Genomic DNA, 26663 nt, shown 5'->3' with positions numbered 1-26663 from the left:
CCAGGCCGAATGGGGCAAAACGTATATTTCGCCACCCGGGTCGTCCAACTGGGGCGTTCGCACCGCGCGCGAACAGCGGAACCGTCAAAGGGCTCCACGCGAGCACCGGGACCTGCGCGTGAGCGCGTCGACGACGAATCCCACCCCGACACCGAGCATCCAGGTGTCCTTCGCCAAGGCCGTGCCCTCCTGGGTCGGACGCAGGCCGCCTTCCTCCCGCATGCCGGGAGTGCGCAGGTACAGACCCACCAGTCCGGCCGAGAACGCGGTCAGGCCGGCCCCCGCCACGGCCGTCGGTACGACCGGCAGGAGCAGAGCGGCGCCGAGCGCCATCTCACCGGCGGACAGCAGACGGACGAAGGTCGTCGGCCGCACTTTGTCGAGGAACGGATAGGCGTTCTTCGCCATCCCGTGCAGCATCGAGGCGGTCTGCTCGTCGGCACCACGCTTGGCCAGACCGGAGTTGAGGATGAACGCCCCGGTGGCCAGTCGTGGGGCGACATGCCTGGGTTCGATGGGCAGACGCATGGGAACTCCTCGCGGCGAATCCTGAAAGACGCCCGCCAGCCTAGGACGGGCGAGGCCTCCTCGCAGGGCGGACGACGGTGGCCTGCGCCGATCGGGTCATGGCCCCCTCCCGTGCGTACGCCCGGGTCAGTACGCGCGGTTACTCCCCTCGCCGGACGTCTTCACGGCCGTCGCCCGGCAGCGTGGGTGGGGTGAAACTCAGCCGTCCCGCACGCCGGGTCCTTCTCGTCGTCCATGTCGTCGCCTCCGCCGGCTGGCTCGGGCTCACACTCGGGCTGCTGGCGCTCGGAGCCACCGCCGCCACCACCGCCTCCCCGGTGACCGTGGAGGCCAGTGTCCGTGGCATGAAGCTCTTCGCCGACTGGCTTCTGCTTCCCCTCGCGTTCCTCACCCTCGCGAGCGGTCTGGTGCTGGCCCTGGGCACGCCGTGGGGGCTGGCCCGGCACCGGTGGGTGTTCACGAAGTTCTGGCTGACGCTGGCCACGGCGACCGCCACCGTCTTCGCGCTGCGCCCCGGAGTCGACGCCGCGGTCGCGGCGGTCGCCGCGGGCGGGCCGCTGCCCGATGCGGGCGAGGTCCTGTCCGGGCCGGTCGTCTCCCTCTCCGCCTACGTCTTCATGACGGTGATCTCGGTCCTCAAACCCTGGGGGCCGACACGGCGCGGCCGCAGACTACGCGCGCGAGCCGGGGCGGCCGGGCGCGGCCCAGGAGCCCGCACCGCCGGAGTCTGAGACAGGCGCGCCCGGTGAATGAGCGGGGCGGGGGAGTGGCCCTTCGCCGGTGGACAGGGTCGGCAGGTGGTCGAATCCCGGGTCGATGCCGACCGCCGTACCGGTGACGGGAAGCGGCAATCCGTAGGTTGGAGCAGTGGGATCCGTCCTGGCGGCGAATTCCAGCCCCTTGCCCTGCTCGGCAGGAGGCCGCCATCTCCCCCATGCGTACGCGGGGGTTTCCACGGAGGGATCAGATGACCGGCACAGTCCCCGACCTGATGCGGGCGGCGTACATCGACTCCGTCGGCCCGGCCGACCACATCCACCACGGCGAGCTACCCGTGCCTTCGATCGGGCCCACGGACGTACTCGTGCGCGTCGCGGCCGTGGCCGTCGACCCGGTGGACACCTTCGTACGGTCCGGGGCGTACGCCACACCGCTGCCGTTCCCCTTCGTCGTCGGCCGTGACCTGGTGGGCGAGGTCGCCCTGGCCGGCGCCGGCGCGGTGGGTTTCGCCCCCGGGCAACGGGTGTGGTGCGACAGCCTGGGCCACGCGGGCCGTCAGGGATCCTTCGCCCAGTACGCGACGGTCCCGGCCGAACGCCTCTACACGGTGCCGCGCGACATCGACGAGGAGCATCTCGTGGCGGCCGCCCACCCGGCGGCGTCGGCCTGGCTGGCGCTGTTCCGGCACGGGCGGCTGAGGCCGGGGGAGACCGTGTACATCGGGGGTGGCGCCGGAAACGTGGGCGGCGCCGCCGTGGCGATGGCCTCCCGGGCCGGGGCGCGGGTGGTGGCGACGGCGCGTGCCGAGGACGCCACGGCGCTGCGCGGGCTCGGAGCCGCCGAGGTCATCGACTACCGGTCGCCCGACCTCGGCGCCCGGGTACGGGGTGCCGCCCCCGACGGCTACGACGTGCATCTGGACACGTCCGGGCACGGGGTGCTGGCCGACGCGGTGGACCTGCTGGCGCGGGGCGGGCGCCTGGTCGCGATGGTCGGACTGGGCACAGGGCCCGCCGAGCTGCCGTTGAGCCGGCTCTACACCAAGGACGCCGGCATCGTGGGCTTCGCCATCAGCAATGCCACGACCGCCGACCTCGCCGAGGCCGCCGGGGGCGTCGTACGCGTCCTGAGGGACACACCGTGGCGTCCGCGCATCGCCGATCGCCTGCCCCTGTCGATGACCGCGCAGGCGCACCGGAGGCTGGAGGCCGGTGAGGTGCGGGGGCGCCTGATCCTCACGCCCTCTTGATCGTCTCTCGGGCTGATCGCCTCTCCGGCTGATCGCGTGTCCCGCTGATCGTCCTTCCGGCGCGGCCGAGGCCCGGGGGGATCGCGGTCCGGGCGATCGCGGCCCATCATGGAGGAGACCCGTCACTCCGAGAGGGGGGACCGAAGCATGCGCCGCGAAGACCTTCCGGCCCCGGATTCGGGACTGCTGCTCACACACTTCCTCACCGTGGCCGACGTGCCGCGCTCGCGTGCCTTCTACTCCGACGTCCTCGGTGGCGAGGTGGTACTCGCCGAGAACCCGTGCATCGTCAAGCTCGCGAACAGCTGGCTCATCATGAATCCGGGCGGCGGTCCGACCCCGGACAAACCCGACGTCACACTGCGCCCGCCGACCGATCCGGGGACGGCCGCCGGCTTCCTGAACATCCGGGTGGCCGACATCGAACGCTGCTACCGCGAGTGGAGTGAGCTGGGCGCGGAGTTCCTCACCCCGCCGATCGACCGGAAGGCCGAACTCCGCTGCTACCTGCGTGACCCGGACGGCTACCTGATCGAAGTCGGTCAGTCCACCGGGCTGCTGAACGGCATCCTCGCCGATCCACCCGCGGGTGACGGCTGACGCTGTGGGCGGGACCGCGAAGTCGGCCGTTTCACGGCTGCGGACGAACGGTGAGCATCTGCTGTGCGTGCCCGACGGGGCCGTCGGCGTCGTGCAGCACGGTGCTGGTGACGCCCTGCCCGGTGGGGCCGAAGACGACGGCGGTGTCCAGGCCGGTCCAGCGCCCGCGGGGAGCGCGATGCAGGTGCAGGGTCAGGTCGACGTTCGGGAACATCCACTCCTCGGGCGACTGACGTACGGCGATGCCGTTGGCCGTGTCGATCAGCGTGACGAAGGACGCCAGCGGGCCGGCGGCCTCCCCGGCGACCAGGTCGAGCCCGGTGGAGACCCAGGCGGTGGTGCGGCCCGGCAGGGGAGGGGCGAGCGGGCGTACGTCCAGGGAGGCGATGTATCCGCCGGGCCACTCGGCGGCCATGGGCCAGGAAGCGAGCGTCTGCGGCGCGGCGAGCCGGTCCGCCGCGCCACCGGCGACGGCGCTCGTGTCCCCGTCGGCGAGCAGCCAGGCCCTGGCCCGCACCACGGACCGGCCCGCGATGAGCACGGTCGCCTCCACCAGCTCGATCGTGCGCCCGGGGCGGACCGTCTCCACCCGTATCTCTTGTAGCGGTGCTCGTCGATGCGCTCGTAGCAGCTGTCCGGGGTCGCTGTACTGGTGCTCGACGGGGGCTGCTCCTGGAACGACTGCGGTGACGAGTGAGGCCGTGGGCCGGGGCCCGGCAGCGTTCAGGATAGTTCGGCGCCGGAACCGGGAACTCGCGGCCCCGCAAGGGGACCCGCTGCCGAGTGGTGGAACCACCGCGCACCACCCAGGCTGGTGAGGGAACGGAGCGAGGGAAGGAGCACCGGGATGGCGAAGAACCGCGGTGGCGCCGAGAACCGAGACGGTGGCGAGAACCTCGGAAAGGGCGACAAGGTCGCCTGGAGCAGCCACGGCAGCCGGGCGGAAGGGGAGGTGGAGAAGAAGATCACCAAGCGCACCGAGGCCGCGGGGCGCACGGTGGACGCCTCGCCGGACGATCCGCAGTACCAGGTCCGGAGCGACAAGTCCGGCCGGCCGGCGGTGCACAAGCCGTCCGCGCTCAAGAAGAAGAAGTGAGACGGAGTGGACGACGAGGAGAGCAAGGAGACCGGGGACCGGTTCCGCGAACTGGTGAACATGACGCCTGCCGAACTGGAGAAATGGCTGGCCTCCGACCAGTCGCGGGAAGCGGGACAGCACAAGGACGGGGGAGAGTCCACCGGGCACGCCTCCGGCCGCCGGATCGTGGAGATCCTGCGGACGAAGAAGGGCGACCTCTCGGACGACGACTACCAGCACATGCGCGAGGTCGTCGGCTACATCCGCCGGCATCTGGCCCAGCGGCCCTCGGGCGATGTCCGGGACACCCGGTGGCGGCACTCGCTCATGAACTGGGGCCACGATCCGCTGACGTGACACCGTTCTCACGTTCACCGAAAGGGACCGACCACGGCATGGAAGACCCGCACCGGCGCCCCGAGGGCGTCAGCGACGAGACGGTTGAAGCCCTCGGGTCCCTGTCCAAGGCGCTGGAGACGACCGATCGTGCCCGTGGGCACCTGTTCGCCTTTCACCAGCTCACCGGCACCGCGGACTTCGAACTGGACCGCGCGGTCGAGCTGCTGCGCGAGGCGGGTCACCCGGAATGGGCCGAGCGCGTCCGGACGGAGATCCTGGGACGCAACGTCATCCCCGGGCACTGGACGTTCCAGATCGTCGAGGCGTACGACCGGACGTACTACCAGGCGTTCCGGGATCTGGAGCGCGAGGCGGTGGACCGGCTCGCCGAGGGCCGTGACCATCTGTACGAGGCGGAGCTGAAGGAGGCCCGCCGGACCCGTGACCACCCCGACCACACGGCCCGCCCCGACAGCCCCGGCACCCGCACCCTGTGAACAGGCCTTTCACCTGACGCCGAGATCCGCGTGCGGGGTGTCTCCCGACGGACGGTCAGTCGCGTCCGCGGGCCCGGCGGAAGCGCTCCAGGCCCTCGGCGAGGTCCACGATCGGGTCCGGGTAGGCGTCGAGGACGGCGCGCTCGGGGCCGGACAGCCTCCAGGGTTCGTGTACGGCCCGGCCCTCCAGGCCCGCCAGTTCGGGCACCCAGCGCCGGACGTACGCCCCGTCGGGGTCGAACCGCCGAGCCTGGGTCGTGGGATTGAGGACGCGGTGGGGGCGGGTGTCGGTCCCGGTACCCGCCGCCCACTGCCAGTTGAGCTGGTTGTTGGCGATGTCGCCGTCCACGAGCAGGTCCAGGAAGTGCCGGGCCCCGACGCGCCAGTCCACGTAGAGCGTCTTGGTGAGGAAACTGGCGGTCAGCAGGCGTCCCCGGTTGTGCATCCAGCCCTCGTGCCGCAGCTGGCGCATCGCGGCGTCGACGATCGGGTAACCCGTGCGCCCGTCCTTCCAGGCGGCGATGTCCTCCTCGGCCCGGGGCCCGGAACGCCAGTGGTCGTGCCGGGTGCGGTAGTCGAGCGCGGAGGCGTGCGGCCGTGCGGACAGGACCTGGTGGTGGAAGTCGCGCCAGGCCAGCTGCCGTACGAACGCCTCGGCGCCGGGGCCGCCCCCGCGGCGCGCGCGGTGGACCGTTTCGGCGGGGGAGAGGGCACCGAAGTGGAGGTAGGGGGAGAGACGGGAGGTGGCGTCGCCCGCCAGGTCGTCGTGGTGGTCCTCGTAGCCGGTGACGGGGCCGCGCAGCCAGGCCGTCAGTCGCTTCCTGGCCTCGCTCTCGCCGCCGGGAGGCAGTCCCGGGGACAGCCCGGGCAGGTCAGTGCGGCAGGGCGGTGGCTGTGAGCCGACGCCGTCCGGGACGCGGATACGGCGGGGCGCGGGCAGGACGCTCCGGACGGGCCGCTCGCACCAGCGCCGGAAGTACGGTGTGAAGACGGCGAAGTGGTCGGAGGAGGCGGGGGTGACGGACCCCGGGGCCAGCACGGTGGTCACGGCGTCGTGGACGTGCAGCCGGCAGCCCCGCGCCTCCAGAGCGGCCCGCAGCACGTCCTCGCGCCGGTGCGCGTACGCGCTGACGTCGGCCGCCATGTGCACCTCGTCGGCGTCCGCCTCGCCGACCACCGCGCACACCTCCTCGGCCAGGTCGCCGGAGCGGACGACCAGCCGTCCGCCCCGCTCGCGCAGTCCGGCGTCCAGGTCCCGCAGACAGTCGGCGAGGAAGGCGAGCCGGTTGGGTGCGGCGTAACCGGCCGCGTCGACGGCCCGGTCGCGGACGAACAGCGGCACGACGGCGCGGGAGCCCTCGAGGGCGGCGCGCAGCGGCGGGTGGTCGTGCAGTCGCAGGTCGCGGGTGAACAGGACGACCGACGTGGTCATGACGCTCCTCGGGGCTGGGGGCTGGGGGCTGGGGGCTCGGGACGTGAGGCTCGGGACGCGGACAGGATCGCGGGGCACGGGAGCCGACCGTGGTGTGGTCTGCGTGGAGGCAGGGGAGGTGCGCCCCCGGCGACAGGCCCAGGGCCGCGGGCCGCGACGGGCCGGGCCGCGCACGTCGGCGCCCCTCGTCCGGGGGCCGGGTGACGCGGCCCGCCCGCGTCAGGAGGCGGGTGCGCCGCCGACCGGGCCGGACGGCCGGTGGTCCCGGACGGCGGCCCGCGCGATGTTGCGGGCCATGCCGCCGAACACCACGGCGTGGAAGGGCCACACGCTCCACCAGTAGGCGTGGCCCGCCAGCCCGTGCGGATGGAACAGGGCCCGCTGGCGGTACCGTGTACGGCCCGCGTCGTCCGTCTCGGCGTACATCTCCAGCCAGGCCAGACCCGGCAGCCGCATCTCCGCGCGCAGCCGGAGCAGACGGCCGGGGACGATCTCCTCCACCCGCCAGAAGTCGAGCGAGTCGCCGGCCCGCAGCCGCGCGGCGTCCCGGCGGCCGCGGCGCAGGCCGACCCCGCCGACCAGCCGGTCCAGCCAGCCCCGTACCGCCCAGGCGAGCGGGAAGGAGTACCAGCCGTTGTCGCCGCCGATCCCCTCGACGACCCGCCACAGCGCGTCGGGCGGGGCGTCGACGGTCAGGGCGCGGTGGTCGGTGTAGAGACTGCCGCCGGCCCAGTCGGGGTCGGTGGGCAGCGGGTCGCTGGGCGCTCCGGGCACGGACGCGGACGACCAGCGGGTGGCGACCCGGGCGTCCCGCACGCGTTGCAGGGCCAGCCGGACCGCGTCGTCGAAGCCGAGCGGGTATCCCGGCGGGGCGGGCACGTACCGGACGATGTCGTTCTCGCGGCACACCACCTCGTGCCGCAGCGACTCGGTGAGCGGGCGCGCGATGGACGCGGGCACGGGGGTGACCAGACCGACCCAGTGGCTGGACAGGCCGGGTGTCAGCATCGGCACCGGCAGGATCAGCCGCCGCGGCAGCTTTGCCACCTCGGCGTACCGGACCATCATGTCCCGGTAGGTCAGGACGTCGGGTCCGCCGATGTCGAAGGCGCGGGAGACGTCGTCCGGCATCCGCGCGCTGCCGACGAGGGCGCGCAGCACGTCCCGGACGGCGACCGGCTGGATGCGGGTGTGGACCCAGCTCGGCGTGACCATCACCGGCAGCCGTTCGGTCAGGTAGCGCAGCATCTCGAAGGAGGCCGACCCGGAGCCGATGACGACCGCGGCGCGCAGGACGGTCGTGGGCACGCCGGAGGCCAGGAGGACGCGGCCGACCTCGGTGCGCGAGCGCAGGTGCGGCGACAGCTCCCGTTCGGGCACGTCCGGTGGGGTCAGGCCGCCGAGATAGACGATGCGCCGTACACCGGCCGCCTCGGCCTGCTCGGCGAAGGTACGCGCCGCCCGCCGGTCGGTCTCCTCGAAGTCCCCGCCGCCACCCAGCGCGTGCACCAGGTAGTAGGCGACGTCGATGTCTTCCATCGCCCCGGCCACCGAGCCGGCGTCCGTGACGTCTCCCCGCACCACCTCGGCGTCCCCGGCCCAGGGATGGTCGCGCAGCTTGTGCGGGGAGCGGGCCAGGCACCGTACCCGGTGCCCGGCGGCGAGGAGCTCCGGCACGAGCCGGCCGCCGATGTACCCCGTGGCGCCGGTGACCAGACAGCGCGGGCCGCGCGCTCCGTCGCCGTCCCCCGCATCGGCTCTGTCGCCGCTCACGCGGCCGTGTACTTCGCTCATGGGCCAGGCTCCGTCTCGCACGGGAAGTCGTCGCGGTGATCACTTCCCACGCGCGGACCGCGGTGGATGCGCGACGGCCCAGGTTGACCCTTCTATACGCTGATCGCGTGGCGACAGCGAACCAGCGCGGACAGCACGCGCACGAGCGGGGGACCGGAGCGGGGTCCGGGCGGACCACCGCGGCGGAGTCCGGGCGAGGGTCCAAGGCGGGGCCCGAGGCGAGCGAGCTGCACGTCCTCGCCGCGCAGCTCCGGCGGATGAACGGCGAGATCAACCGCCTCGTGCAGAGTTTCGCCGGCACACACGGACTGCACGCCACCGACGTCCAGGCTCTCGCGGCGATCCTGGACGCGCAGGAGCCCATGACGCCGGGGCGGCTGCGCGAGCATCTGGGGCTCACCTCGGGCGCGGTGACGGCGTGCGTGGACCGGCTGGAGCGTGCGGGGCACGTGCGCCGGGTCCGGGAGAGCGCGGATCGCCGGGTCGTCCATCTGCACTACGTGCCCGGTGCCCGGGCGGCGGCCCGGACGTACTTCCGTCCGCTGGCCGATGCGGCCACGGCCGCGTCCTCCGGCTTCGACGAGAGCGAACTGGCGGTCGTGGTCCGCTTCCTGGCGGCGATGAACGGGGAACTGCGGCTCGTGCGGTCGGACGACGGCTGATTTTCCGCCGCGTGCCGCATCCGGCGGGTGCGCCCGGGCATAAGTGGGTGTGTCGCGATGACCCACAAGTAACTCAATCATTGAGATTGTTTATGATCGAGTCACTTCCCGCACCGCTGGAGACCAGGAGACCCGAAGAGCGATGTCCATCACCTCCCGACGAGCCCGCTGGCTCGTCCCCGTCGTCCTGCTCCTGGCCTGGCTCGGCATCGGCGGGGCGCTCGGCCCGTACGCCGGAAAGCTCGGTGAGGTCGCCACCAACGACCAGGCCGCCTTCCTGCCCCGCAGCGCCGAGTCCACCCGGGTCATCGACGCGCAGAAGGCCTTCCAGCAGGACGAGACCCTCCCCGTGATCGTCGTGTGGACCGCAGACGGCGGCGGCGCCGTCACCGAACACCGGGCGGCGGCGACCCGGTCGGTCGCGGGCCTCGAAGGGGAGCCCGGGATCGTCGGCCCCGCGACGCCCGCCCTGCCCTCCGACGACGGCGAAGCCCTCCAAGCCGTCGTCCAGGTCGAGCCGGACCTCGGCGACCGCCTGCCCGACGTCCTGGAGCAGATCCGCGACGCCGCCGGTCAGGTCCCCGGCACCCAGGCGCGACTCGCCGGACCGGCGGCCTCCCAGGCCGATCTCTCCGACGCCTTCTCGGGCATCGACGGGCTGCTGCTCGGCGTCGCACTGATCACGGTGCTGGTGATCCTGCTGCTCGTCTACCGCAGTGTCCTGCTGCCCCTGGTCATCATCCTCGGCGCCGTCTTCGCGCTGGGCCTGGCCTGCGCGATCGTCTACGCGCTCGCCGACCGCGACATCGTGCGCGTGGACGGACAGGTCCAGGGCATCCTCTCCATCCTGGTCATCGGCGCCGCCACCGACTACGCGCTCCTGCTCACCGCCCGCTACCGCGAGGAGATCGCCCGGCACCCGGACCGCTTCGGCGCCATGCGCGCGGCGCTGCGGGCGTCCTGGGGGGCGGTCGTCGCCAGCGCGGCGACCGTCGCCGCCGGCCTGCTGGCCCTGCTGCTCAGCGACCTCACCAACAACCGCGCGCTCGGACCCGTCGGCGCCATCGGCATCGTCTGCGCCGTACTGAGCACACTCACCTTCCTGCCCGCCGTCCTCGTCCTGCTCGGCCGGGCCGCGTACTGGCCGGCCAAGCCCGTGCGCACCGGAGATCCGGAGGCCGGGCACCGCCTGTGGCACCGCGTCGCCGCACTGGTGGACCGGGCCCCGCGCCGCATCTGGGCGATCTCCCTCGCCGCGCTGATCGCCTGCGCCGCCTTCTCGCCGACCCTGACCTCCAAGGGCGTGCCGCTGGACGAGATCTTCGTGAACGACACTCCCTCGGTCGCCGCCCAGCAGACCCTGGCGCGGCACTTCCCGGGCGGCTCCGGCAACCCCGCCGTGATCATCGCGGACGCCGGCCGGCTCGACCCCGTCCTCGCGGCGGCCCGCGACACACGCGGCGTAGCCTCCGCCGCCGCGGTCACCGCCTCCGGCCGGCCGGGCGGCGGGGAACCGAAGGTGGTCGACGGGCGAGTGCGGATCGACGCGACGCTGCAGGCGCCGGCGGACAGCGACGCCGCCAAGGACACGGTGGTCCGGCTCAGGTCCGCCGTCCACGACGTGTCCGGCGCGGACGCCCTGGTCGGCGGCTACACCGCCCAGCAGTACGACACCCAGCGCACCGCCGAACACGACCGCTCGCTCATCGTGCCGGTGGTCCTCGCCATCATTCTGGCCATCCTGGTCGTCCTGCTGCGTTCCCTGCTGATGCCGGTGCTGCTCGTGGCGACGGTGGCGCTGAACTTCCTGGCCACCCTGGGCGTCTCGGCTCTCGTCTTCACCCATGTGTTCGGTTTCAGCGGCACCGACGCCTCCGTCCCGCTGTACGGGTTCGTGTTCCTGGTCGCCCTCGGCGTGGACTACAACATCTTCCTCATGTCCCGCGTACGGCAGGAGTCCCTGGAGCACGGCGTGCGGGAGGGCATCCTGCGCGGTCTGACCGCCACCGGTGGCGTGATCACCTCGGCCGGTGTCGTCCTCGCCGCCACGTTCGCCGCCCTCGGGGTGATCCCGCTGGCCTTCCTGGTGCAGATCGCCTTCATCGTGGCCTTCGGCGTCCTGCTGGACACCCTCGTGGTGCGCTCGCTGCTGGTCCCGGCGCTCGCCCGCGACATCGGCGCCGTCGCGTGGTGGCCCGGACGCCTCGGCCGCCGGACACCGGCCGGGGCGGCGGGGGACGCCGTCTCCCGCCCGGGGCGCGGCGACTGACCGGTGGGCTCACCCTTCGAGGCCTCCAGGGGCACCGTCCCTGGAGGGTGCGAGGGGACGCACCGTGCCCAGAAAACGCCGGACGGCGATCTCTATGACGACCCGCTCCGGGTTCGCCCGGGGCTGCCGGTAGCGGGCCGCGTACCGGGCCTCCGCGTCGCGGACCGCCTCGGCGTCGTCGCGCACGGTCGCGACGCCCTCGAGGGTGGACCAGTTCCTGCCGTCCACCTGGCTCACGGCGACGACGGGGCGCTCGGCCCGCCGGACGTTGCGCGCCTTCGCGGTGGCCCCGCCGGTGATGACGCGTGCCGTACGGGTGGCGTGGTCGTAGGTCACCCCGACCGGGACCAGGTGCGGGGTCCCGTCGACGCGTTGCGTCGACAGGAAGCACAGCCGGCGCTCCTGCCAGAACCTCACGAACTCCGCGTCCGTGTCCGTGTCCGCCGCGTCCGTGCCGCGCCGTTCCTCAGTGTTCATCGGATCTCCCTGCGTGAATCGTGCGTGCTTCCGCCCGGGACAGCATCGCCAGTGCCTCGGCCAGTTCGCGGGGCCGCAGCAGTCCCGGTGGCGCCCGGTGCCCCCACCCCGGACCGGCGGCCAGGACGACGGGGCCGAGCCGGGCCCCCTTGACGCCCCACCGCGTGTCGGCGAGGTGCCGGGCGAGGGGCGAACTGGCCGTGGACCGTGTCTGGGACCACAGCACGACGGCTCCCGGTCCCGTGCGGCGCACGGCGGCGGTCAGCGCCCGGACCGGTACGGCGGCGCCCAGCATCCGCGTGGCCGTGCCCCGCTCGCGCAGCGCCGCGTCGAGCGCTTCGATCGGCAGGGTGTGCTGCTCGTCGGGGAGGCAGGCGAGCAGCACGGGTGCCGCCTCGGACGGCGGCCGCGGGCAGGGCCGGAGCAGCGGCGTGCTGCGCAGCGCGGTGGAGACGTGCCAGGACAGCAGGTGCTCGACCTCCACGTAACGGTCGCCGCTGGACTGCCACTTACGGCCCACAGCGTGCAGCGTCGGCATCATCACGTCCTCCCACGCGGCGACGACGCCGTGGTCCCGGACGAAAGTGTTCAGCAGCTGCTGCACCGCCGGCGAGTCCAGCCGTACCGAGGCACGGGCGACCCCGCGTGCCTCGTGGCGCACGTCGCCGAGCGGCAGACCACTCCCACCGGCACGGGCGCCGCCGGGCGCCTGCGACGGAACGCCCGGGGTCGGGGAGGGGGAGCCCGGGGGCCGGGACTGGGAGGGAATGTCCGCCGTCGGTGCTGTGGCTGTGGCTGTGGCTGTGGCTGCGGGTGTCGAGAGCGGGAGACCTGGCGTCGGGGCCGCGAACCCGTCCGTCGGTGGCGCCGAGCCGGCCGTCGAGGATCCGTCCCCCGGCGTCGACGGCGCGCCCCGGCCCGGGAGCGCCCCGGTCCGTCCCCGCCCCGTCCCGGTCCTCGCGGCGCGCGCGGCCTCGGCAGGCGCCACCCCGGCCGCGGTCAGCCGGCACATCTCCTCCAGCACGGCGATGTCCGCCGTCCGCCAGCGCCGGTGCCGGCCGTCCTCCCGGTCGGCCGGACCCAGCCCGTAGCGCCGGTCCCACGATCTGACCGTCGTCGGCGACACACCGAGCCGGCGTGCCAGGGCGCCGGTCGTGACACCGGCGTCGTCCGCCGGGTCCGGGCACACGCCGTCCTCGCCATCCCCGCCGTTCACTTCATCCCCTTCAGGCACCTCCTCACCATACGACGCACAAACGCTGCGAGTTGCCCGTCCTCGACCGCCCTGCCCAGGCTGGGGCGGCCGGAGGCGTCCGCGGCGGCCGGGCCGGCCGGACCCCGGCCGACTGGTGAAGGAGCAGCAGCCATCATGACCGCACAGTGGCCCCGCGGGCGGCCCACCCCCGCTCCGTCCTGCTCGCCGGCGGCCGGGGAGCCGCTCGCCGACGAGGAACTGGCCGAGGGTTTCGCGCGCGGCGAGGAGGCCTGCCTGGTGGCCGCCCACCACCGGTGGAGCGGCCTCGTGTTCACGCTGGCGCACCGGGCGCTGGGCGACGCGCGGGAGGCGGAGGACGTCACCCAGATGGTCTTCCTGGCCGCATGGCGGGGCCGGCACACCTTCGTGCCCGCGCGGGGCGTACTGGCGGGCTGGCTGGTCGGCATCGCCCGCCGCAAGATCGCCGACGCGCTGATCGCCCGCACACGGCGCGCCGACCTCGTCGCGGCGGCCGGCGCCCGGCTCGCGCGAACCCCGTACGATCCGGCCGTCCGGCCGGAAGCCGTACTCGACCGGGTGATCCTCGGCCAGGAACTGGCGCGGCTCCCCGCACCGCAGCGCAGGGTCCTCGGCCTCGCCTTCTACGACGACCTGACGCACACCCAGATCGCCCGGCTGACCGGCTGGCCCCTCGGCACGGTGAAGAGCCACGCCCGCCGCGGGCTGCGCCGACTCGGCGATCGGCTGCGGGAGGCCGATGTCCCGGAGGCCGCCCCGTAGCGCCCGGCGATCGTACACATCCACGGCCCGTCGACCAGGCCCGGCAGTGCGCGCAGACCATGTACCACGCCGGTGATATCGCCGGACCGCTGCTCGCCGCGGCCCCGGTGGCCCACCTGGCGGTCCGGGCGCCGCGGCCGGCGCCCGCGGACCGGGCAGGGGCCGTGCCGACCAGCCAGGGGGCCGTGCCGACCGGCCAGGGGTGCCGTGCCGACAGGCCGGGCCTCAGGCGGCGTCGCGGCCGGATGACCGGTGTCCGGCCGGTTTCCGGCTCGCGCCCGGCGGAGCCTCCCCGGTTCTGCCGCCCGGAATGAGACGCAGATGCCGGCGCCGGGCGTGCCTGGCCGGGCCCGGATCGCCGAAAAGCCGGTCCTCCAGGCACGTCATGGTGAACAACAGCAGCCCCACTCCGGGCAGTAGTAGGACGGCAACAACGGTAACCACGCCGCAGGTCCCCCTCCGCTGTGGACGACCCCTCACGGGTGCCCGGGCCGGCGCCGGTGATGGGCCGGACCCGAGTGAAGATGGCGCAACCGTCCGACATAGGGGACGGACGGGAAAAACATGACGAGAGCGCCGAAACGCACCGGGCGTCATGCTCGAGCCGTCCGTGGGTAGGCGGCCCCGACGGCAGAGACGTCATCCCCGAGGAACGGAGCACTTGAGCCGATGTCGCACACCTCCCCGCCCTTCGGCCCGGCCACCGACCCGCGGTTGGCGGCCTCGTGGTCGGACTGGATCGGCGACCACACCACGGCACTGATCGGGATACCGCTGCGCATCGCGCTCATCGTCGTCATCCTGCTGGTGGTGCGCGCGGTGGCCAAGCGGGCCATCACCCGGGTCGTCCAGCGAGTGCTGGAGCCGCCGGCCGGTGAGTCCGAGCGCAGCCGGCCCCGGCGGTCGGGGCGAGGTGCCGCCGTACTGCACCGCGACCGGTCCCGGGCGAAACAGCGCCGTGAACAGCGGGCTCGCACGATCGGCTCGGTACTCAGCAGCGCCGTGACCATCGTGCTGTTCATGGTCGGTGTGGCCATGGTGCTCGACCAGGTCGGCATCGCGCTCGGCCCGCTGCTGGCCAGCGCCGGAGTAGTGGGTCTGGCGATCGGTTTCGGCGCCCAGAGCCTGGTCGCCGACTACCTGTCCGGCCTGCTCATCATGGTCGAGGACCAGTACGGCGTCGGCGACTCGGTCGACCTCGGTGAGGCCGTCGGCGAGGTGGAGCACGTCGGGCTGCGGCTGACGCACGTACGCGACCTCAACGGCGGCCTGTGGCACATCCGCAACGGTGAGATCCTGCGGGTCCGCAACGACAGCCAGGAATGGGCGCGTGCCGTCCTGGACGTCGCCGTGGCCTACGACGCGAACCTCGACACGGTCTACCGCGTGCTGGAGGACACCGGCCGCGCCCTGCGCCAGGAACCGGACTTCACGGACCTCCTGCTCGAGGACCCCGCGGTGTGGGGGGTGCAGTCCCTGGACGCCGACGGCGTCCTGGTGCGTCTGGCCGTCAAGACCGTGCCGCTCCAGCAGTGGGGTATCACCCGCGAGCTGCGTCGCCGGGTCAAGGACGCCCTGGACGAGGCGGGCATCGACATCCCCTTCCCGCAGCGGACGGTATGGGTGCGCACGGACGCTCCCGAGCCCGAGGACGGCGCCCTGACGCGCTGACGCGTCGGATGGGGAGGACGGGCCGGCCAGGCCGGACGGGCCGGTCGGACCGGACGGTGGTGAGCACCGGGTTTGCCGAACCGGCAAAGTATTTTGTCGTCCTGGCTCCGGCCGGTGCAGCCTGCGCACAGGTGGCGCGGTCGTCGCGCGCTGCCGAGCGGACGATCCGTCCGTCCCGTCCCTCTCCAGGAGGCACCATGACCGACATGCCCGAGCCGGCTCCCGCGGCGGAGTTCTGGGAAAACCGCTACCGCGACACCGACCGGGTCTGGAGCGGCCGGCCCAACGACCTGCTGGTCCGTGAGGCGAGTGACCTCGCCCCCGGCACCGCGCTGGACCTCGGCTGCGGCGAGGGGGCGGACGCCGTGTGGCTGGCCTCGCGGGGCTGGCGGGTCACCGGCGTGGACATCTCCGGCACCGCGCTCGAACGCGCCGCCGGGCACGCCGCCGACGCCGGGGTCGGCGACCGCGTCTCCTGGGAACGCCACGAGCTGGGCCGGTCATTTCCCGAGGGCTCGTTCGACCTGGTGAGCGCCCACTATCTGCAGTCCCCGGTCGCACTCGACCAGCAGGCCGTCCTGCGCGACGCCGCGCGGGCCGTCGCGGACGGCGGAACCCTGCTGCTCGTCCTGCACGCCGGGTGGCCGTCCTGGCAGACCGACCCTCCCTTCGACGCCGTCTTCCCCACCCTGGACGGGGTCCTCGCCGAACTCGCCCTGCCGCACGGCGAATGGACCATCGAGGTCAAGGAGACCGTCCGCCGGCCGAGCGCCTCGCCTCAGGGCGTCGAAGGCTTCCGCGAGGACAACGTGTGGCGCCTGCGGCGCCTGTGAAACAGGAGCAAGAAGGCACCCGTGTCCGTTTTGTTGAAAAAGTAATCTCACGAGGAATTTGAGAAGAGAGGAATGTTTTGTGGCTTCCCGGACACCTGTGGTGTGAAGGCCATTGGCTACCAGAGGGAGATGGTGAAATGCCTTCCAAGGACAAGGTGCTCGAGGAAGTCCGCACCGAGAACATCGACATCGAAGCGGCACTGAACCCCGCCGAGCCCGACGGAGTCTTCCGCGACAGCCGCGAGTGCGCCGCGCTGGCCCTCCAGGCCGGAGGCGGCAAGCTGCTGCTTTCGCCGCCGACCCCGCGCCCGAAGAAGGGCTGACGGACCGACGGGAGTATCGAGATGGAGCAGTCGAGCACGTCGGCCCTTCTCCAGGGGACGGTGCTGGACCTCGCTTCCGACGTGGTCTCCGCTCTTCGGAGCGGAGACCACGTGCGAGCGGGGGGCACCCTGGCGGAAAGCGGCGCGGGCGAAGGCGTCGCCGTCGCGGCGGTACGGGTCCTGGGCGCCGACGCGCTGTTGCCCACCGCCCTGATGGGCGTTCCGCCCGAACCCGGACGACTGACGGTGTTCAAGGACGCCGTGGCGGCCCATCCGCCGCGCGCCGACGCGGCCCCCACCGTCGTATGGAGCCACTGGGCCATGGTCCGTGCCCTGCGTCGGCTCGAAGAACCCCTGACCCACCCGCTCGACGACGACCCGGTCGCCGAACCCGGCGCCGACTGGCTCGACGAGGCGGGCTGGCAGTTCCTGACCCACCAACTCGCCGTACTCGCCCCGCTCGCACTGCCCGGCGAGGAGTGCGCGGTGGCCCGTGCGGCCCGGCGCCGTCCGGTGGATGTCGCCCGCGGTTTCGTGCGTGCGGTACGCCGCCGCGACTGGCAGCAGGCGGCCGGAGCCGGGCGCTGGCTCACCCTCCTGGACGGCGTGCCCGACACCCTCGGTCTCGAGGCCGGACTCGACTTCGTACGGCTCATGGGCGGCAACGACCCGCGGGTGGCCCTGCAACTGGAGGCGGTCCGGCTGATGCCGGCCGCAGTGCTCCTGTGAGCGTCCGGAAGGTCGAGGAGGCCGCCCTGGCCTGGGTGTGGGCCCACCGCGACCGCTTCGCCCTCGGCGACGACGCCCTGGCCGCCGACGGCCAGGTGAACAGCACCTGGAAACCCCTGGGCGAGCTCGCACAGGTCTGCGCCTCCGTGTCCGCGCGCACCCCGCCGTCGGACCCGCTCCACACCCGCGTGTCCAGCCTGCTGGACTTCGCCTGGCAACAGACCCGCCGGGGCGAACTGTTCCTGTTGATGCAGTCGCTGGAGCCCTTCGCCACCTATCCGCTGGAGGTGTACGCGGCCTTCGCCTCGGCCGGTCACCGGCACACCGGGTACGAGGAGTGCGCCGCCGTGGTGGCCCGCACCCGCGGCTGGCGGCTGACCGAGCAGTACCCCACCCGCCGGCTCGGTGTCATCGAGGCCGAGCGGCGCAGCGGCCTGAGCCCGCACGGCCGGGTACCGCAGGCGCTCGGCCGCACCTGGCTGGGCGGCCTGCCGGAACCCTGGACCTTCGAACGCGCGGCCGGCTACGCGCTCACCCACGTCGTCTTCCACCTCACCGAATGGGGACGCACCGCCCAAGGGGTACCGCCGGATCTGGCGGACTACCTGCTGCACTGGCTGCCGCCCTGGCTCGACACCTGCCTGGAGGCACGGATGTGGGACCTGAGCTGCGAGTTGCTGGCCGTGGCGGCGAGCCTGCCGCGCCCGCCCGAACCGGTCGTCCTGGAGGACGCCTGGCAGCGCGTCGCGGCGGCACAGCACGCGTCCGGTGCGATCCCCGAAGAGGGCGCCATCCAGGACGCCGCCGGATCCACCGACGGCGCCGCCCCCTACGACTTCACCGACTGCTACCACTCCACCCTGATGGCGGCGTTCGCGGCGTCCCTCACCACGGCACGGCTGAGGGACGTGGACCACGCCGGACAAGGAGTGCCGGGATGACGGACACCCGACTGATCCACCGCGTCGGAGCCGATGCCCTGGAGTGGCTGTGGGTTCACCGCGACGGCTTCCGGCTGGATCCGGAGGTGGACCCCGAGATCGGCTTCCTGGAACGCTTCAAGCCGGTCGGTGAACTCGCCCTCATCTGCAAGGTGCTCTTCCGCGAAGGCGTAGCCGGGTCCCGGCAGGCGCGACTGGCCCGCCAACTGCTCGACCACAGCTGGCGCGAAACTCTGGACGGGGGCCGCATGCTGGTGCGCGGGCAGCGCATCGAGCCGTTCTCACCCATCCCGTTCGAGGTCTACCTGGCGTTCAAGGAGCTCGGCTACAGCCAGCCCGAGGTGGAGCGGGCCACGGTCCTCAATCACCGGCTGGCGAACTGGACGCGGCTGCCGGTGACGCCGACCCGTCGTCTGGGCCTCTCCGCCTTCCAACGCCGCTTCGGCCTGCCGCCCCGGCCACCGGAGGCCGAGCTGCTGGACGCCACCTGGCTGGCCGGCACCCCCGAACCGTGGACGGTCGAGGGCCACACCGCCTACGACATCACGCACACCGTCTTCCACCTCACCGACTGGGGTGAGAACCCCGACGGTCTGCCGGCCCCGATCGCCGACTACCTCGCCACCTGGCTCCCGGTCTGGATCGACGACTGGCTGGACCTGGAACGCTGGGACCTGCTCGGTGAACTCCTGGTCGTCGACGCCTGCCTGCCCCGGCCCACCTTCGACGAGCCCGCCTGGCAGGGCTTCGCCGCCGCGCAACGGCCCGACGGCGCCATGCCCGCGACACGGACGATGCCCGAGGGCGACCCCGACGAGGTGTTCGACATCGTCTACCACCCGACACTGGTCGCCGCCTTCGCCTCCCTGCTCGCCACTTCCCGCGCCCTCAGCGAGCTGGCGCACAGCGGCTCATGACAGACCGTCCGACGAACTGGCCGGGCGATCCGGCCGACGACGAGCACGCCACACCGCCGGCGCCCGGACCCGCCGACGAGGCGGCCCTGGACGACCGGCTGGCCGGCGCCGTCGACGTCTCCGACGCACCCGACGTCGTCTTCGCCGTCTCCCGGCACGGCCGGCGCGCCCTCCACAGCGGCGGCACCGCCCCACCCCCCGCCGTCCCCCGCGAGGACCTGCGCTACGAGATCGGGTCGGCCTCCAAGACGTTCACCGGACTGCTGCTGACCCGGCTGATCCACGACGGTGTGCTCACCGGCGGCGAACCGGCCGTCGCCTGCCTGGACCCCGCCCGGCCGGCCGGCCCCGACCCCGTGACACTCGCCCACCTCATCACCCACACCTCGGGGCTGCCCGGCCTGCCCGCCGGCTTCCTCCGCCTCGCCCTGCCCGCCTGGCGTACCAATCCCTACGCCCGCTACCCGGCCGACCGGCTGACCGGCACCTTCCTGCGCCACGGACCGAAGCACCGCCCCGGAACCCGCTGGCACTACTCCAACTACGGTGTGTCCGTGCTCGGCCACGCCGTCGAGGCCGTCACCGGCACGGCATGGGAGGACCTGCTCACCCGGCAGGTCCTGCACCCCTTCGGCCTGAGCGGTACGGCCCTGCGCGCGGCGGACGGGAAGACCGACGCCACGGGGCACCGCAAGGACGGCCGCACCCCCGTCCCGGCCTTCGACGCGGGCGGCTTCCAGGCGGCGGGGGCCGTCCGGTCCACCCCGCACGACCTGCTCGCCTTCCTCGAGGCCCACCTCGACCCGGCCGGCTCACCGGCCGCCGGCGCGCTGCGCGCGGTACGGGTTCCGGTGCTGAGGCGCGGGCTGGGGCACCGGCACGTGCACACGGTGGCGTGGTTCCGGCACCCCACCGACGGCGGGCCGATGTACTTCCACAGCGGTGCCACCCTCGGCCAGCAGGCGTTCCTGGGGTTCCGGCCCGACACCGGCACGGCGCTGGCCGCGGTGTGCACCCGGCGCTTCCGCGCCCGCGACCCGTTCATGACCACCGCGTACGCGTTCCTCGCCGGGGAATGACGAAGGCGCGGAGCCGCCGTCGGCGACGGCCCCGCGCCCGTGAGCCGCCGTACCGGCGGCTCACCGTCCGTCAGACACGCTGCCACAGGGCCGGCGTGTCCTGAGGCGACCAGACACCCTGCGCCTGGTGGTTCTGCAGGCACCGGTACCGCAGGCCCGCGTGGGACACCGTGGCCCCGACCTCGTAGACCCGGCCCGCCGCCCACGCGTCCGCGGCCGCGTTGTCCTGCGGCGCGGGCGTTCCCGCCGAGGCGGACGTGGTCGTCAGGGTGAGGCCGAAGTCGCTGAGCAGCGGGTTGACGGGCTGGTAGAAGGTGGTCCCGCCGCGCGTGCAGTCACCGGAGCCGCCCGACGTGGTGCCCTGCGCCTGGGTACCCGCGACGAAGGGGCCGCCGGAGTCGCCGGGCTCGGCGCACACCGTCGTCTCGGTCAGCCCGTCGACGGTGCCCTCCGGGTAGCTGACACTCGTGTCGTGCCGCTCGATCGTGCCGCAGCGCCATCCGGTGGTGGAGCCGGAACGGCACACGGAGGCACCCACCAGCGCCTCGACCGAGCCGGCGACCCGCACCGTCTGGCCGTCCTGCGCCCTGACGTCGGGGGTGGCGGTCCAGTCGGCGTTGACACCCACCCAGGCCATGTCCTTGCCGGGGAAGGTCGAGGCCTCGAAGGTGCCCTGGTCCGCCTCGTTGAACCCGGTGGTGGTGTCGCCCGGGTCACCGCAGTGACCCGCCGTGACGAAGCCCTGCTGATCGTCCTTGGTGACGGAGAAACCGATCGAGCAGCGGGCCTGACCGTTGATGTAGTAGGCGTCGCCGCCGACGAGGTCCTCCAGCACCCTCGGCCGGTCCTGCGAGACGCGGACGCCCACGCCCTGGCCCTCGACCCCGGCCGCCTCGACGAAGGCCGACGCGGCCGACCGGCTGGTGGCCTGGACCACGACCCGGTTGGTCCGCACGTCGACGTACCAGACCGGCGTCTCGGGGGTCTGCGTACGGACGGCGGCGGCGTCCAGCTTCTCCTTGACCGCGCGGAGCTCGCTCAGGTTCTTCTCGACGACCGCTGCCTTGGCGCCCTGCGCCTCGATGGCGGCGGCGTCCGCGGCATCGGTGGTGGCGACGGTCAGCTCGGCGGAGGTCGCGCCGCTCACCCAGGCCCCGGCGAAGCGGTCGCCCAGCGTGTTGCGCAGCATGCCCGCCCGGGTGCCCGCCTCCGCCTCGTTGACCAGCCGGGCCGTCGCCTGCCGCGGCGTCAGCTTCAGGTCGCGCTCCATCGCGCGCAGCACGTCCGCCGTCGGCTTGTGGGCGCCGAGCGTCCGGGCGGCGACGGGCTGACGCTCCGGGGCGGGCGGGGGCGCGGCCGACGCGGCCGAGGGGAGTGCGGTCAGGACCAGGGCGCCGAGCGCGGTCAGGGCGGCGCGGCGGCTGCGCGCGGCATGTCTGCCGACCATGCGATGTGCCTCCTTCGAGGGCTGTACGAGACAGCGGGGATCGGTGGATGACCGTGGATCACGGTGCGAAGCGGCGAAGTCACAGTCATTGCCGCGAAGACGGGCGCCGACGCCGGACCCGGGTGTCTTTCGCGCTATGGGGGACGCGGTGGGTGCCAAGTGCAGTACGCGGACGCGCGTCCCGGGCCGGGATCAGGCGGGTTTCAGCCCCGGGGCGCCCGCCTCGGTGACGAAGGACGCGGCCGTGGTGATCGGGGCCCCGGGCGTGCTGATCGCGGAGACCGTCCGGAAGTCGAGGCGGGCGGCCTGGCGGTCGAGTCCGACCCGGACGTAGCCGCGCTTGCCGTTGTAGAACTTCATGTGCGGGTTGGCCCGCATGTACAGGTCCCAGTTGGCGGGCTGCTCCACGCCGTCCCGGCCGCTGGCCACCGACGTGCAGGTGATCTCCGTGCCGACGGTGGCGGACGCGGGGTCGTCGAAGTCGTCCTTGACGTCGAGGGCGTAGCCCACGTGCACGTCGCCGGTGAGGATCAGCCAGTTGTCGACCCCGGCCGACTTGGCACCGGCGACGACCCTCTCGCGTGAGGCGCGGTAGCCGTCCCAGGCGTCCATGGACAGCGCGGCGTCGGCGGTCACGTCGAACTTGCGCTGGGAGAAGCAGACCTGCTGGGGCATCACGTTCCACAGCGCTGCCGAGCCCTGCCAGCCGTCGAGCAGCCACTGCTCCTGCGCGGCGCCGGTGATGGTGCGCGCCGGGTCGTCCGACTCGGGTCCGGGGGCGTGCGGCCGGTCGTCGTAGGCCTGGTCGGAGCGGTACTGGCGGGTGTCGAGGATGTCGAACTGGGCGAGCGTGCCCCAGTGTAGCCGGCGGTACAGCTGCGCGTCGGGGCCCTGGGGCAGCTGGGCGGCGCGCAGGGGCTGGTTCTCCCAGTACGCGCGGTAGGCGGACGCCCGCCGCAGCAGGAACTGGTCCGGCGGGATGTCGTTCTCCGGGACGCTGTCGGCGTAGTTGTTCTCGGTCTCGTGGTCGTCCCAGGTGACGACGAACGGGTGCGCGGCGTGCGCGGCCCGCAGGTCCTCGTCGCTCTTGTAGAGCGCGTAGCGCATCCGGTAGTCCGCGAGGGTCATGGTCTCGCGGTTGAACACGTCGGGCAGCGTGATGTCGGTGTAGCGGCGCTCGCCGCCGGCCGAGTTCACCGCGTACTCGTACAAGTAGTCGCCGAGGTGGAAGACCACGTCGACGTCGTCCTCGGCGAGGTGCCGGTGCACCGTGTAGTAGCCGTCCTGGTAGGCCTGGCAGGCGACGGCCGCCAGTCTCAGTGACGAGGCCGCACCGCCCGCCGGCGGCGCCGTGCGGGTGCGGCCCGTCGGACTGATCCAGGTACCGGTGCGGAAGCGGTAGTAGTACACGGAGCCCGGTGTCAGACCCTTGACGTCGACGTGCACGCTGTGGGCGTATTCGGCATGGGCCTCGGCGGTGCCCCGGAAGAGGACGGCCGCGAAGTACTCGTCGAGGGCCACCTCCCACTCCACCGTGACCCGCTCCGTGCCCATCCCGCCGTCCTCCAGGAACGGCTCCGGCGCCAGCCTGGTCCACAGCAGCACCGAGTCCGGCAGGGGGTCGCCGGAGGCGACGCCGAGGGTGAACGGGTCGCTGCTGATCCGGGCGGCCCGCAGGGGCGCGGCGACCGCGCCGCGAGCCGGCAGGTTGGTGGAGAAGGCGAGCGCGGCGGCGGCCGCGGTGACGGTGAGGAAACGCCGGCGGCCGAGGTGCCGTGCGGCGGCGCCCAGCACGGCGTCGTGCGGGGAGAAGGCGTGCTCGGCCAGTGCGCTGTGACGGCCCGTGGGCGCCATCTGCTGTCCTCTCGTACGGGGCGGGCGGTCCATGGGCGAACGGCACGGGGAACCGGGTGGGCCCCGGGCGGTCGCCCCACGCACGCCGGCACGGGGTACTCGCGGCGGGGCGAGCCGGGGTGCGCCGTCCGTGCCCGGGTCCCGTCGCGCGGTGGCGCCGACCCGCGATGCGCGGACCCCGCATGCTAAGCAGACGAAACGGGCGAAACCGGCAGGACTTGCGGGGTGATCACACAGGAGGGGGTACGCGCGTGTGGGCGTCTTCGCCGCAGGGCACCCGGGGCGGGTGAGGCGTGGGGGCCAGTGGACCGGGGGCACGGGAGAGGAAGGCGGCGGGCGGAGCCGATGGCCAGGACGCGGCGCTACGAAGTGGCGGCCTCCGGTCGCTGGTGGGACGAGGACGACAACCGCTGGCTTCCGGCCGGCGAGGTGCACGCGTGGGAACAGGGCAGGAATCAGACCGTCTGCGGTCTGTCGCTCCACCGCGCGCGGCTGTCCCGGTTCGCGGGCGTGACCTGGGCCGACGTGCTGCCCGAGTCCGGCGGTGCGGCCGACGCCGTCCGCCGGGTCTGCCCCCGGTGCGCCGCCGCGGCCGGCCGCCGGGGCGCGGACGCCCGCCCCGGCTGGCGGCGGACCGATCCGCGCCCGTAAGGGCCGGACGGGCGGTCCGTCCCCGGGGCGCCGCCACTGCCCGGTCCGCCGTCTACGCCGGCAGTGGCGAACGGCTGACGCGGCTCTTGGACTGGCCGTGCGGCCGCTTCTCCCAGTCCTCCCGTGAGCCCGGCGCGGTTGCCGCCGGTCTCGCGCTCCGTCGCCTCCGCCGTCGGTGTCGCCGTGATCTCGCGCCGTGCCCCACCGGGGCGAGCGTCACCCGGGTGCGCCGACCGGGGAAAAGTCCGTCCACGCGGGCGGTGAGCGCGATGCCGTCCTCCCGCACGACCCGCTCGGCGAGAGGGTGGTCCCACGCCGACCGCGGGGCGCCGATGGAATCTGGACTGTCAGTCCAGACATTAGACGTGTAGTCTCAGTCCACTCGCGGTTCCAGTAAGGAGGCACCTGGTGAGCGAAACGGCCCTGGACGCCGAACGGAACTCCGTCCTCGCCGCGCTACGCCCCGTCGTCGACGGGATCGCGGCGACGTTCGGCCCGGTCTGCGAGGTGGTCCTGCACGACTACCGGCGCCCCGAGCGGTCGGTCGTGGCCGTCGCGGGCTCGGTGACCGGGCGGACGGTGGGCGGGGCGATGAGCGAGATCGGCATGCGCGTGCTGGCCCGCGGCGACGAGGCGCGGGACGAGCTGAACTACGTCACGCGCACGGGCGACGGCACCCTGCTGAAGTCCTCCACGATGGTGCTGCGCGACTCCACGGGCGCGGTGTTCGGCGCCCTGTGCGTCAACCTGGACGTCACCGCCGTCGACCGGGCCCAGGCCCTCCTCGGTGCCCTCGCCGGCGCCGCGGGCGCCCCCGCCGATCCCCCGGCGACCACCTTCGGCGACGACATCGACGCGGTGGTCGACGCCATCCTGGACGCCCACCCGCTGCGGGACAGGAGCTGGGCGGCGCTGGACCGCGCACAGCGCCTGGAGCTCTTCCGCGACCTGGACGGACGCGGAGTGTTCGCCGTACGCCGATCGGTCGAGCAGGTCGCCGCCCGGCTCGGCATCTCCCGGGCCTCCGCCTACAACTACCTCTCCCGCGCCCGCGCCGCGACCGGCCCGGCCGCATCCCCGGGCCCCGACCCCGACACCGCTGGAGGACACGCGTGACGACCACCACCCCGCCGGTCACCCTCGACGACGTCCGTTCCGCCGCGGCCCGCCTGGCGGGCGTCGCGCACCGCACCCCGGTGCTGCGCTCGCGCACCCTGGACGCCCTCGTCGGCGCCGAGGTCTTCCTCAAGTGCGAGAACCACCAGCGGGTGGGCGCCTTCAAGTTCCGCGGCGCCTACAACGCGGCCTCCCGCCTCACGCCGGAGCGGCTGTCCCGCGGCATCGCCGCCTACTCCTCCGGGAACCACGCCCAGGCGGTCGCCCTCGCCGCGCGCGAACTGGGCACCACCGCGGTGATCGTCATGCCCGAGGACGCGCCGCCCTCCAAGCGGGACGCCACCGCCGGCTACGGCGCCGAGATCGTCACCTACGACCGCTACACCGGCGACCGCGTCGCCCTCGCCGAGGCCCTCGCCGCCGAACGCGGGCTGAGCCTCATCCCGCCCTACGAGCACCCGCACGTCATCGCCGGACAGGGCACGGCCGCCCTCGAACTCGTCGAGGAGACCGGACCACTGGACGCGCTGATCGCACCGGTGGGCGGCGGCGGACTGATCGCCGGGAGCGCGACGGCGGTCAAGGGCCTGCACGCCGGCACCAGCGTGATCGGCGTCGAACCCGAGGCCGGTGACGACACCCGGCGCTCCCTGGAGGCGGGCCGGCGCGTCACCGTCCCGGTCCCGCGCACCATCGCCGACGGCCAGGCCCTGCCCACTCCCGGCGAGCTGACCTTCTCCCTCAACCGGCGGCTGCTCGACGGGGTCGTGCTGGTCGGTGACGACGAGATCCGGGACGCGATGCGGTTCGCCTTCGAGCGGCTGAAGACCGTCCTGGAACCCAGTGGCGCCACCCCGCTGGCCGCCCTCCTCACCGGCCGCGCCGGCCCGCTGCCCGGCCGCGTCGGCGTGATCCTCTCCGGCGGCAACGTGGACGCCGCACGCTTCGCCCGCCTGTGCGGCGCGCCCCGCTGAGACCCCACGTCCCCCGGATGGCGGCCCCGAGTTGACAGGCGGACGATGGGATGGTGGGAGCAGGGAAAGGAGGAGCGTCATGCTGGAGGCCAAGACGCTCGACAAGCCGGACGAGCGGCGCGATTTCCCCCGGGGACACATCGAGGCCGTGCACATGGAAGGCCTCGACTTCGCCGTCGCCACCTTCGAGCCGGGCTGGCGCTGGTCGGAGTCCGTGGCACCCATCGCGGGCACCGACAGCTGCATGATCCACCACAACTGCTACGTGGCCCAGGGGCGCATGCGCGTCCACATGGACGACGGAGCCGAGAGCGAGGTGGGCCCCGGCGACGTGTTCGTCTGCTCGCCCGGGCACGACGCCTGGGTGGTGGGCGACGAACAGTGCGTGGTGTACGACTTCGCCGGAGGCATGGCCAAGGAGTACGCCAAGGCCGACTAGGGCGGCCCGCGTGCGTCGGGCGGACAGTCGGGAACCGCGAGAGGGGGT

27 protein-coding genes and 1 pseudogene are annotated in these 26663 nt (G+C 73.5%); 20 read left to right on the top strand and 8 right to left on the bottom strand.

Annotated features, from left to right (window positions below):
* Window positions 1-84: 84 nt before the first annotated feature.
* Window positions 85-528: a hypothetical protein gene (locus QC283_RS33750; RefSeq protein WP_279565569.1), complete on the bottom strand. Its 444-nt coding sequence runs from the start codon at window positions 526-528 to the stop codon at window positions 85-87.
* A 191-nt stretch (window positions 529-719) separates the two neighbouring features.
* On the opposite strand from QC283_RS33750, the gene QC283_RS33745 reads away from it, so the two are divergent.
* The 3 genes from QC283_RS33745 to QC283_RS33735 all read left to right on the top strand — a co-directional run bounded on the left by QC283_RS33745 (window position 720) and on the right by QC283_RS33735 (window position 3097).
* Entirely contained in the window at window positions 720-1259 is a 540-nt protein-coding gene (locus QC283_RS33745) for a DUF2269 domain-containing protein (protein ID WP_279565568.1), read from the top strand.
* A gap of 236 nt (window positions 1260-1495) precedes the next feature.
* Window positions 1496-2497, top strand: coding sequence for an NADPH:quinone reductase (locus QC283_RS33740; RefSeq protein WP_279565567.1), 1002 nt, complete (start codon window positions 1496-1498; stop codon window positions 2495-2497).
* A 147-nt stretch (window positions 2498-2644) separates the two neighbouring features.
* The gene (locus tag QC283_RS33735; RefSeq protein ID WP_279565566.1) at window positions 2645-3097 is read left to right on the top strand and encodes a VOC family protein; all 453 of its coding nucleotides are present in this window, start codon (window positions 2645-2647) and stop codon (window positions 3095-3097) included.
* A gap of 31 nt (window positions 3098-3128) precedes the next feature.
* Here the strand turns inward: QC283_RS33735 and QC283_RS33730 are convergent.
* Window positions 3129-3715, bottom strand: a pseudogene (locus tag QC283_RS33730) (thioesterase family protein).
* Window positions 3716-3944: 229 nt separating this feature from the next.
* Here QC283_RS33730 and QC283_RS33725 point away from each other — a divergent pair.
* The 3 genes from QC283_RS33725 to QC283_RS33715 are packed head-to-tail and all read left to right on the top strand — an operon-like array spanning window position 3945 to window position 5011.
* Entirely contained in the window at window positions 3945-4193 is a 249-nt protein-coding gene (locus QC283_RS33725) for a DUF2945 domain-containing protein (protein WP_279565565.1), read from the top strand.
* A gap of 6 nt (window positions 4194-4199) precedes the next feature.
* Window positions 4200-4532, top strand: coding sequence for a DUF3140 domain-containing protein (locus tag QC283_RS33720; RefSeq protein ID WP_279565564.1), 333 nt, complete (start codon window positions 4200-4202; stop codon window positions 4530-4532).
* Between the two features lie 38 nt (window positions 4533-4570).
* Window positions 4571-5011, top strand: coding sequence for a hypothetical protein (locus QC283_RS33715; protein WP_279565563.1), 441 nt, complete (start codon window positions 4571-4573; stop codon window positions 5009-5011).
* A gap of 55 nt (window positions 5012-5066) precedes the next feature.
* Here QC283_RS33715 and QC283_RS33710 read toward each other — a convergent pair whose 3' ends face one another.
* Window positions 5067-6443 carry a cryptochrome/photolyase family protein gene (locus QC283_RS33710; protein WP_279565562.1) on the bottom strand — a complete coding sequence of 459 codons (1377 nt, stop codon included), beginning with the start codon at window positions 6441-6443 and terminating at the stop codon, window positions 5067-5069.
* A gap of 219 nt (window positions 6444-6662) precedes the next feature.
* Complete coding sequence (locus QC283_RS33705) at window positions 6663-8237, bottom strand: SDR family oxidoreductase (protein WP_279565561.1); 1575 nt, start codon at window positions 8235-8237, stop codon at window positions 6663-6665.
* Between the two features lie 107 nt (window positions 8238-8344).
* Here QC283_RS33705 and QC283_RS33700 point away from each other — a divergent pair, with 107 nt between their 5' ends.
* Entirely contained in the window at window positions 8345-8899 is a 555-nt protein-coding gene (locus QC283_RS33700; protein WP_279565560.1) for a MarR family winged helix-turn-helix transcriptional regulator, read from the top strand.
* 142 nt (window positions 8900-9041) lie between these two features.
* Window positions 9042-11168, top strand: coding sequence for an MMPL family transporter (locus QC283_RS33695; RefSeq protein WP_279565559.1), 2127 nt, complete (start codon window positions 9042-9044; stop codon window positions 11166-11168).
* 9 nt (window positions 11169-11177) lie between these two features.
* Here the strand turns inward: QC283_RS33695 and QC283_RS33690 are convergent, their stop codons facing one another.
* Window positions 11178-11645, bottom strand: a complete 468-nt coding sequence (locus tag QC283_RS33690; RefSeq protein WP_279565558.1) for a TIGR03618 family F420-dependent PPOX class oxidoreductase — start codon at window positions 11643-11645, stop codon at window positions 11178-11180.
* Window positions 11635-12861: a MerR family transcriptional regulator gene (locus QC283_RS33685; RefSeq protein WP_279565557.1), complete on the bottom strand. Its 1227-nt coding sequence runs from the start codon at window positions 12859-12861 to the stop codon at window positions 11635-11637. Before QC283_RS33685 ends, QC283_RS33690 begins: the two co-directional genes overlap by 11 nt.
* Window positions 12862-13014: 153 nt before the next feature.
* Here QC283_RS33685 and QC283_RS33680 point away from each other — a divergent pair, with 153 nt between their 5' ends.
* From QC283_RS33680 to QC283_RS33645, 8 genes are all read left to right on the top strand, one after another.
* On the top strand, window positions 13015-13641 hold the full coding sequence (locus QC283_RS33680; protein WP_279565556.1) for an RNA polymerase sigma factor: 627 nt from the start codon (window positions 13015-13017) through the stop codon (window positions 13639-13641).
* Between the two features lie 669 nt (window positions 13642-14310).
* Window positions 14311-15312, top strand: coding sequence for a mechanosensitive ion channel family protein (locus tag QC283_RS33675; protein ID WP_279565555.1), 1002 nt, complete (start codon window positions 14311-14313; stop codon window positions 15310-15312).
* 197 nt (window positions 15313-15509) lie between these two features.
* A complete protein-coding gene (locus tag QC283_RS33670; protein ID WP_279565554.1) occupies window positions 15510-16145 on the top strand; it encodes a class I SAM-dependent methyltransferase in 636 nt (211 codons plus the stop codon).
* Window positions 16146-16282: 137 nt separating this feature from the next.
* Complete coding sequence (locus QC283_RS33665; protein WP_279565553.1) at window positions 16283-16468, top strand: hypothetical protein; 186 nt, start codon at window positions 16283-16285, stop codon at window positions 16466-16468.
* Window positions 16469-16489: 21 nt separating this feature from the next.
* Window positions 16490-17197 (top strand): hypothetical protein, encoded by a 708-nt coding sequence (locus tag QC283_RS33660; RefSeq protein ID WP_279565552.1) that lies wholly within the window; start codon window positions 16490-16492, stop codon window positions 17195-17197.
* Window positions 17194-18138, top strand: a complete 945-nt coding sequence (locus tag QC283_RS33655; RefSeq protein ID WP_279565551.1) for a DUF6895 family protein — start codon at window positions 17194-17196, stop codon at window positions 18136-18138. Before QC283_RS33660 ends, QC283_RS33655 begins: the two co-directional genes overlap by 4 nt.
* Entirely contained in the window at window positions 18135-19055 is a 921-nt protein-coding gene (locus QC283_RS33650; RefSeq protein ID WP_279565550.1) for a DUF6895 family protein, read from the top strand. The genes QC283_RS33655 and QC283_RS33650 overlap by 4 nt, the downstream gene beginning before the upstream one ends.
* Window positions 19052-20134: a serine hydrolase domain-containing protein gene (locus QC283_RS33645; protein ID WP_279565549.1), complete on the top strand. Its 1083-nt coding sequence runs from the start codon at window positions 19052-19054 to the stop codon at window positions 20132-20134. The genes QC283_RS33650 and QC283_RS33645 overlap by 4 nt, the downstream gene beginning before the upstream one ends.
* Window positions 20135-20204: 70 nt before the next feature.
* Here the strand turns inward: QC283_RS33645 and QC283_RS33640 are convergent, their stop codons facing one another.
* Window positions 20205-21581 (bottom strand): alpha-lytic protease prodomain-containing protein, encoded by a 1377-nt coding sequence (locus QC283_RS33640; RefSeq protein ID WP_279565548.1) that lies wholly within the window; start codon window positions 21579-21581, stop codon window positions 20205-20207.
* 192 nt (window positions 21582-21773) lie between these two features.
* Window positions 21774-23435 carry an alkaline phosphatase D family protein gene (locus QC283_RS33635; RefSeq protein WP_279565634.1) on the bottom strand — a complete coding sequence of 554 codons (1662 nt, stop codon included), beginning with the start codon at window positions 23433-23435 and terminating at the stop codon, window positions 21774-21776.
* A 345-nt stretch (window positions 23436-23780) separates the two neighbouring features.
* Between QC283_RS33635 and QC283_RS33630 the strand changes: the two genes are divergently transcribed.
* The 4 genes from QC283_RS33630 to QC283_RS33615 all read left to right on the top strand — a co-directional run bounded on the left by QC283_RS33630 (window position 23781) and on the right by QC283_RS33615 (window position 26615).
* Window positions 23781-24086, top strand: coding sequence for a hypothetical protein (locus QC283_RS33630; RefSeq protein ID WP_279565547.1), 306 nt, complete (start codon window positions 23781-23783; stop codon window positions 24084-24086).
* A gap of 408 nt (window positions 24087-24494) precedes the next feature.
* Window positions 24495-25202, top strand: a complete 708-nt coding sequence (locus tag QC283_RS33625) for a helix-turn-helix transcriptional regulator (protein WP_279565546.1) — start codon at window positions 24495-24497, stop codon at window positions 25200-25202.
* A complete protein-coding gene (locus QC283_RS33620; protein WP_279565545.1) occupies window positions 25199-26176 on the top strand; it encodes a pyridoxal-phosphate dependent enzyme in 978 nt (325 codons plus the stop codon). The genes QC283_RS33625 and QC283_RS33620 overlap by 4 nt, the downstream gene beginning before the upstream one ends.
* Window positions 26177-26255: 79 nt before the next feature.
* Window positions 26256-26615, top strand: coding sequence for a cupin domain-containing protein (locus QC283_RS33615; RefSeq protein WP_279565544.1), 360 nt, complete (start codon window positions 26256-26258; stop codon window positions 26613-26615).
* Window positions 26616-26663: the final 48 nt, after the last annotated feature.

The organism is Streptomyces sp. DH41 (assembly GCF_029813785.1).
GTDB lineage: Bacteria > Actinomycetota > Actinomycetes > Streptomycetales > Streptomycetaceae > Streptomyces.
This window is presented reverse-complemented; position numbering and strand designations above follow the sequence as displayed.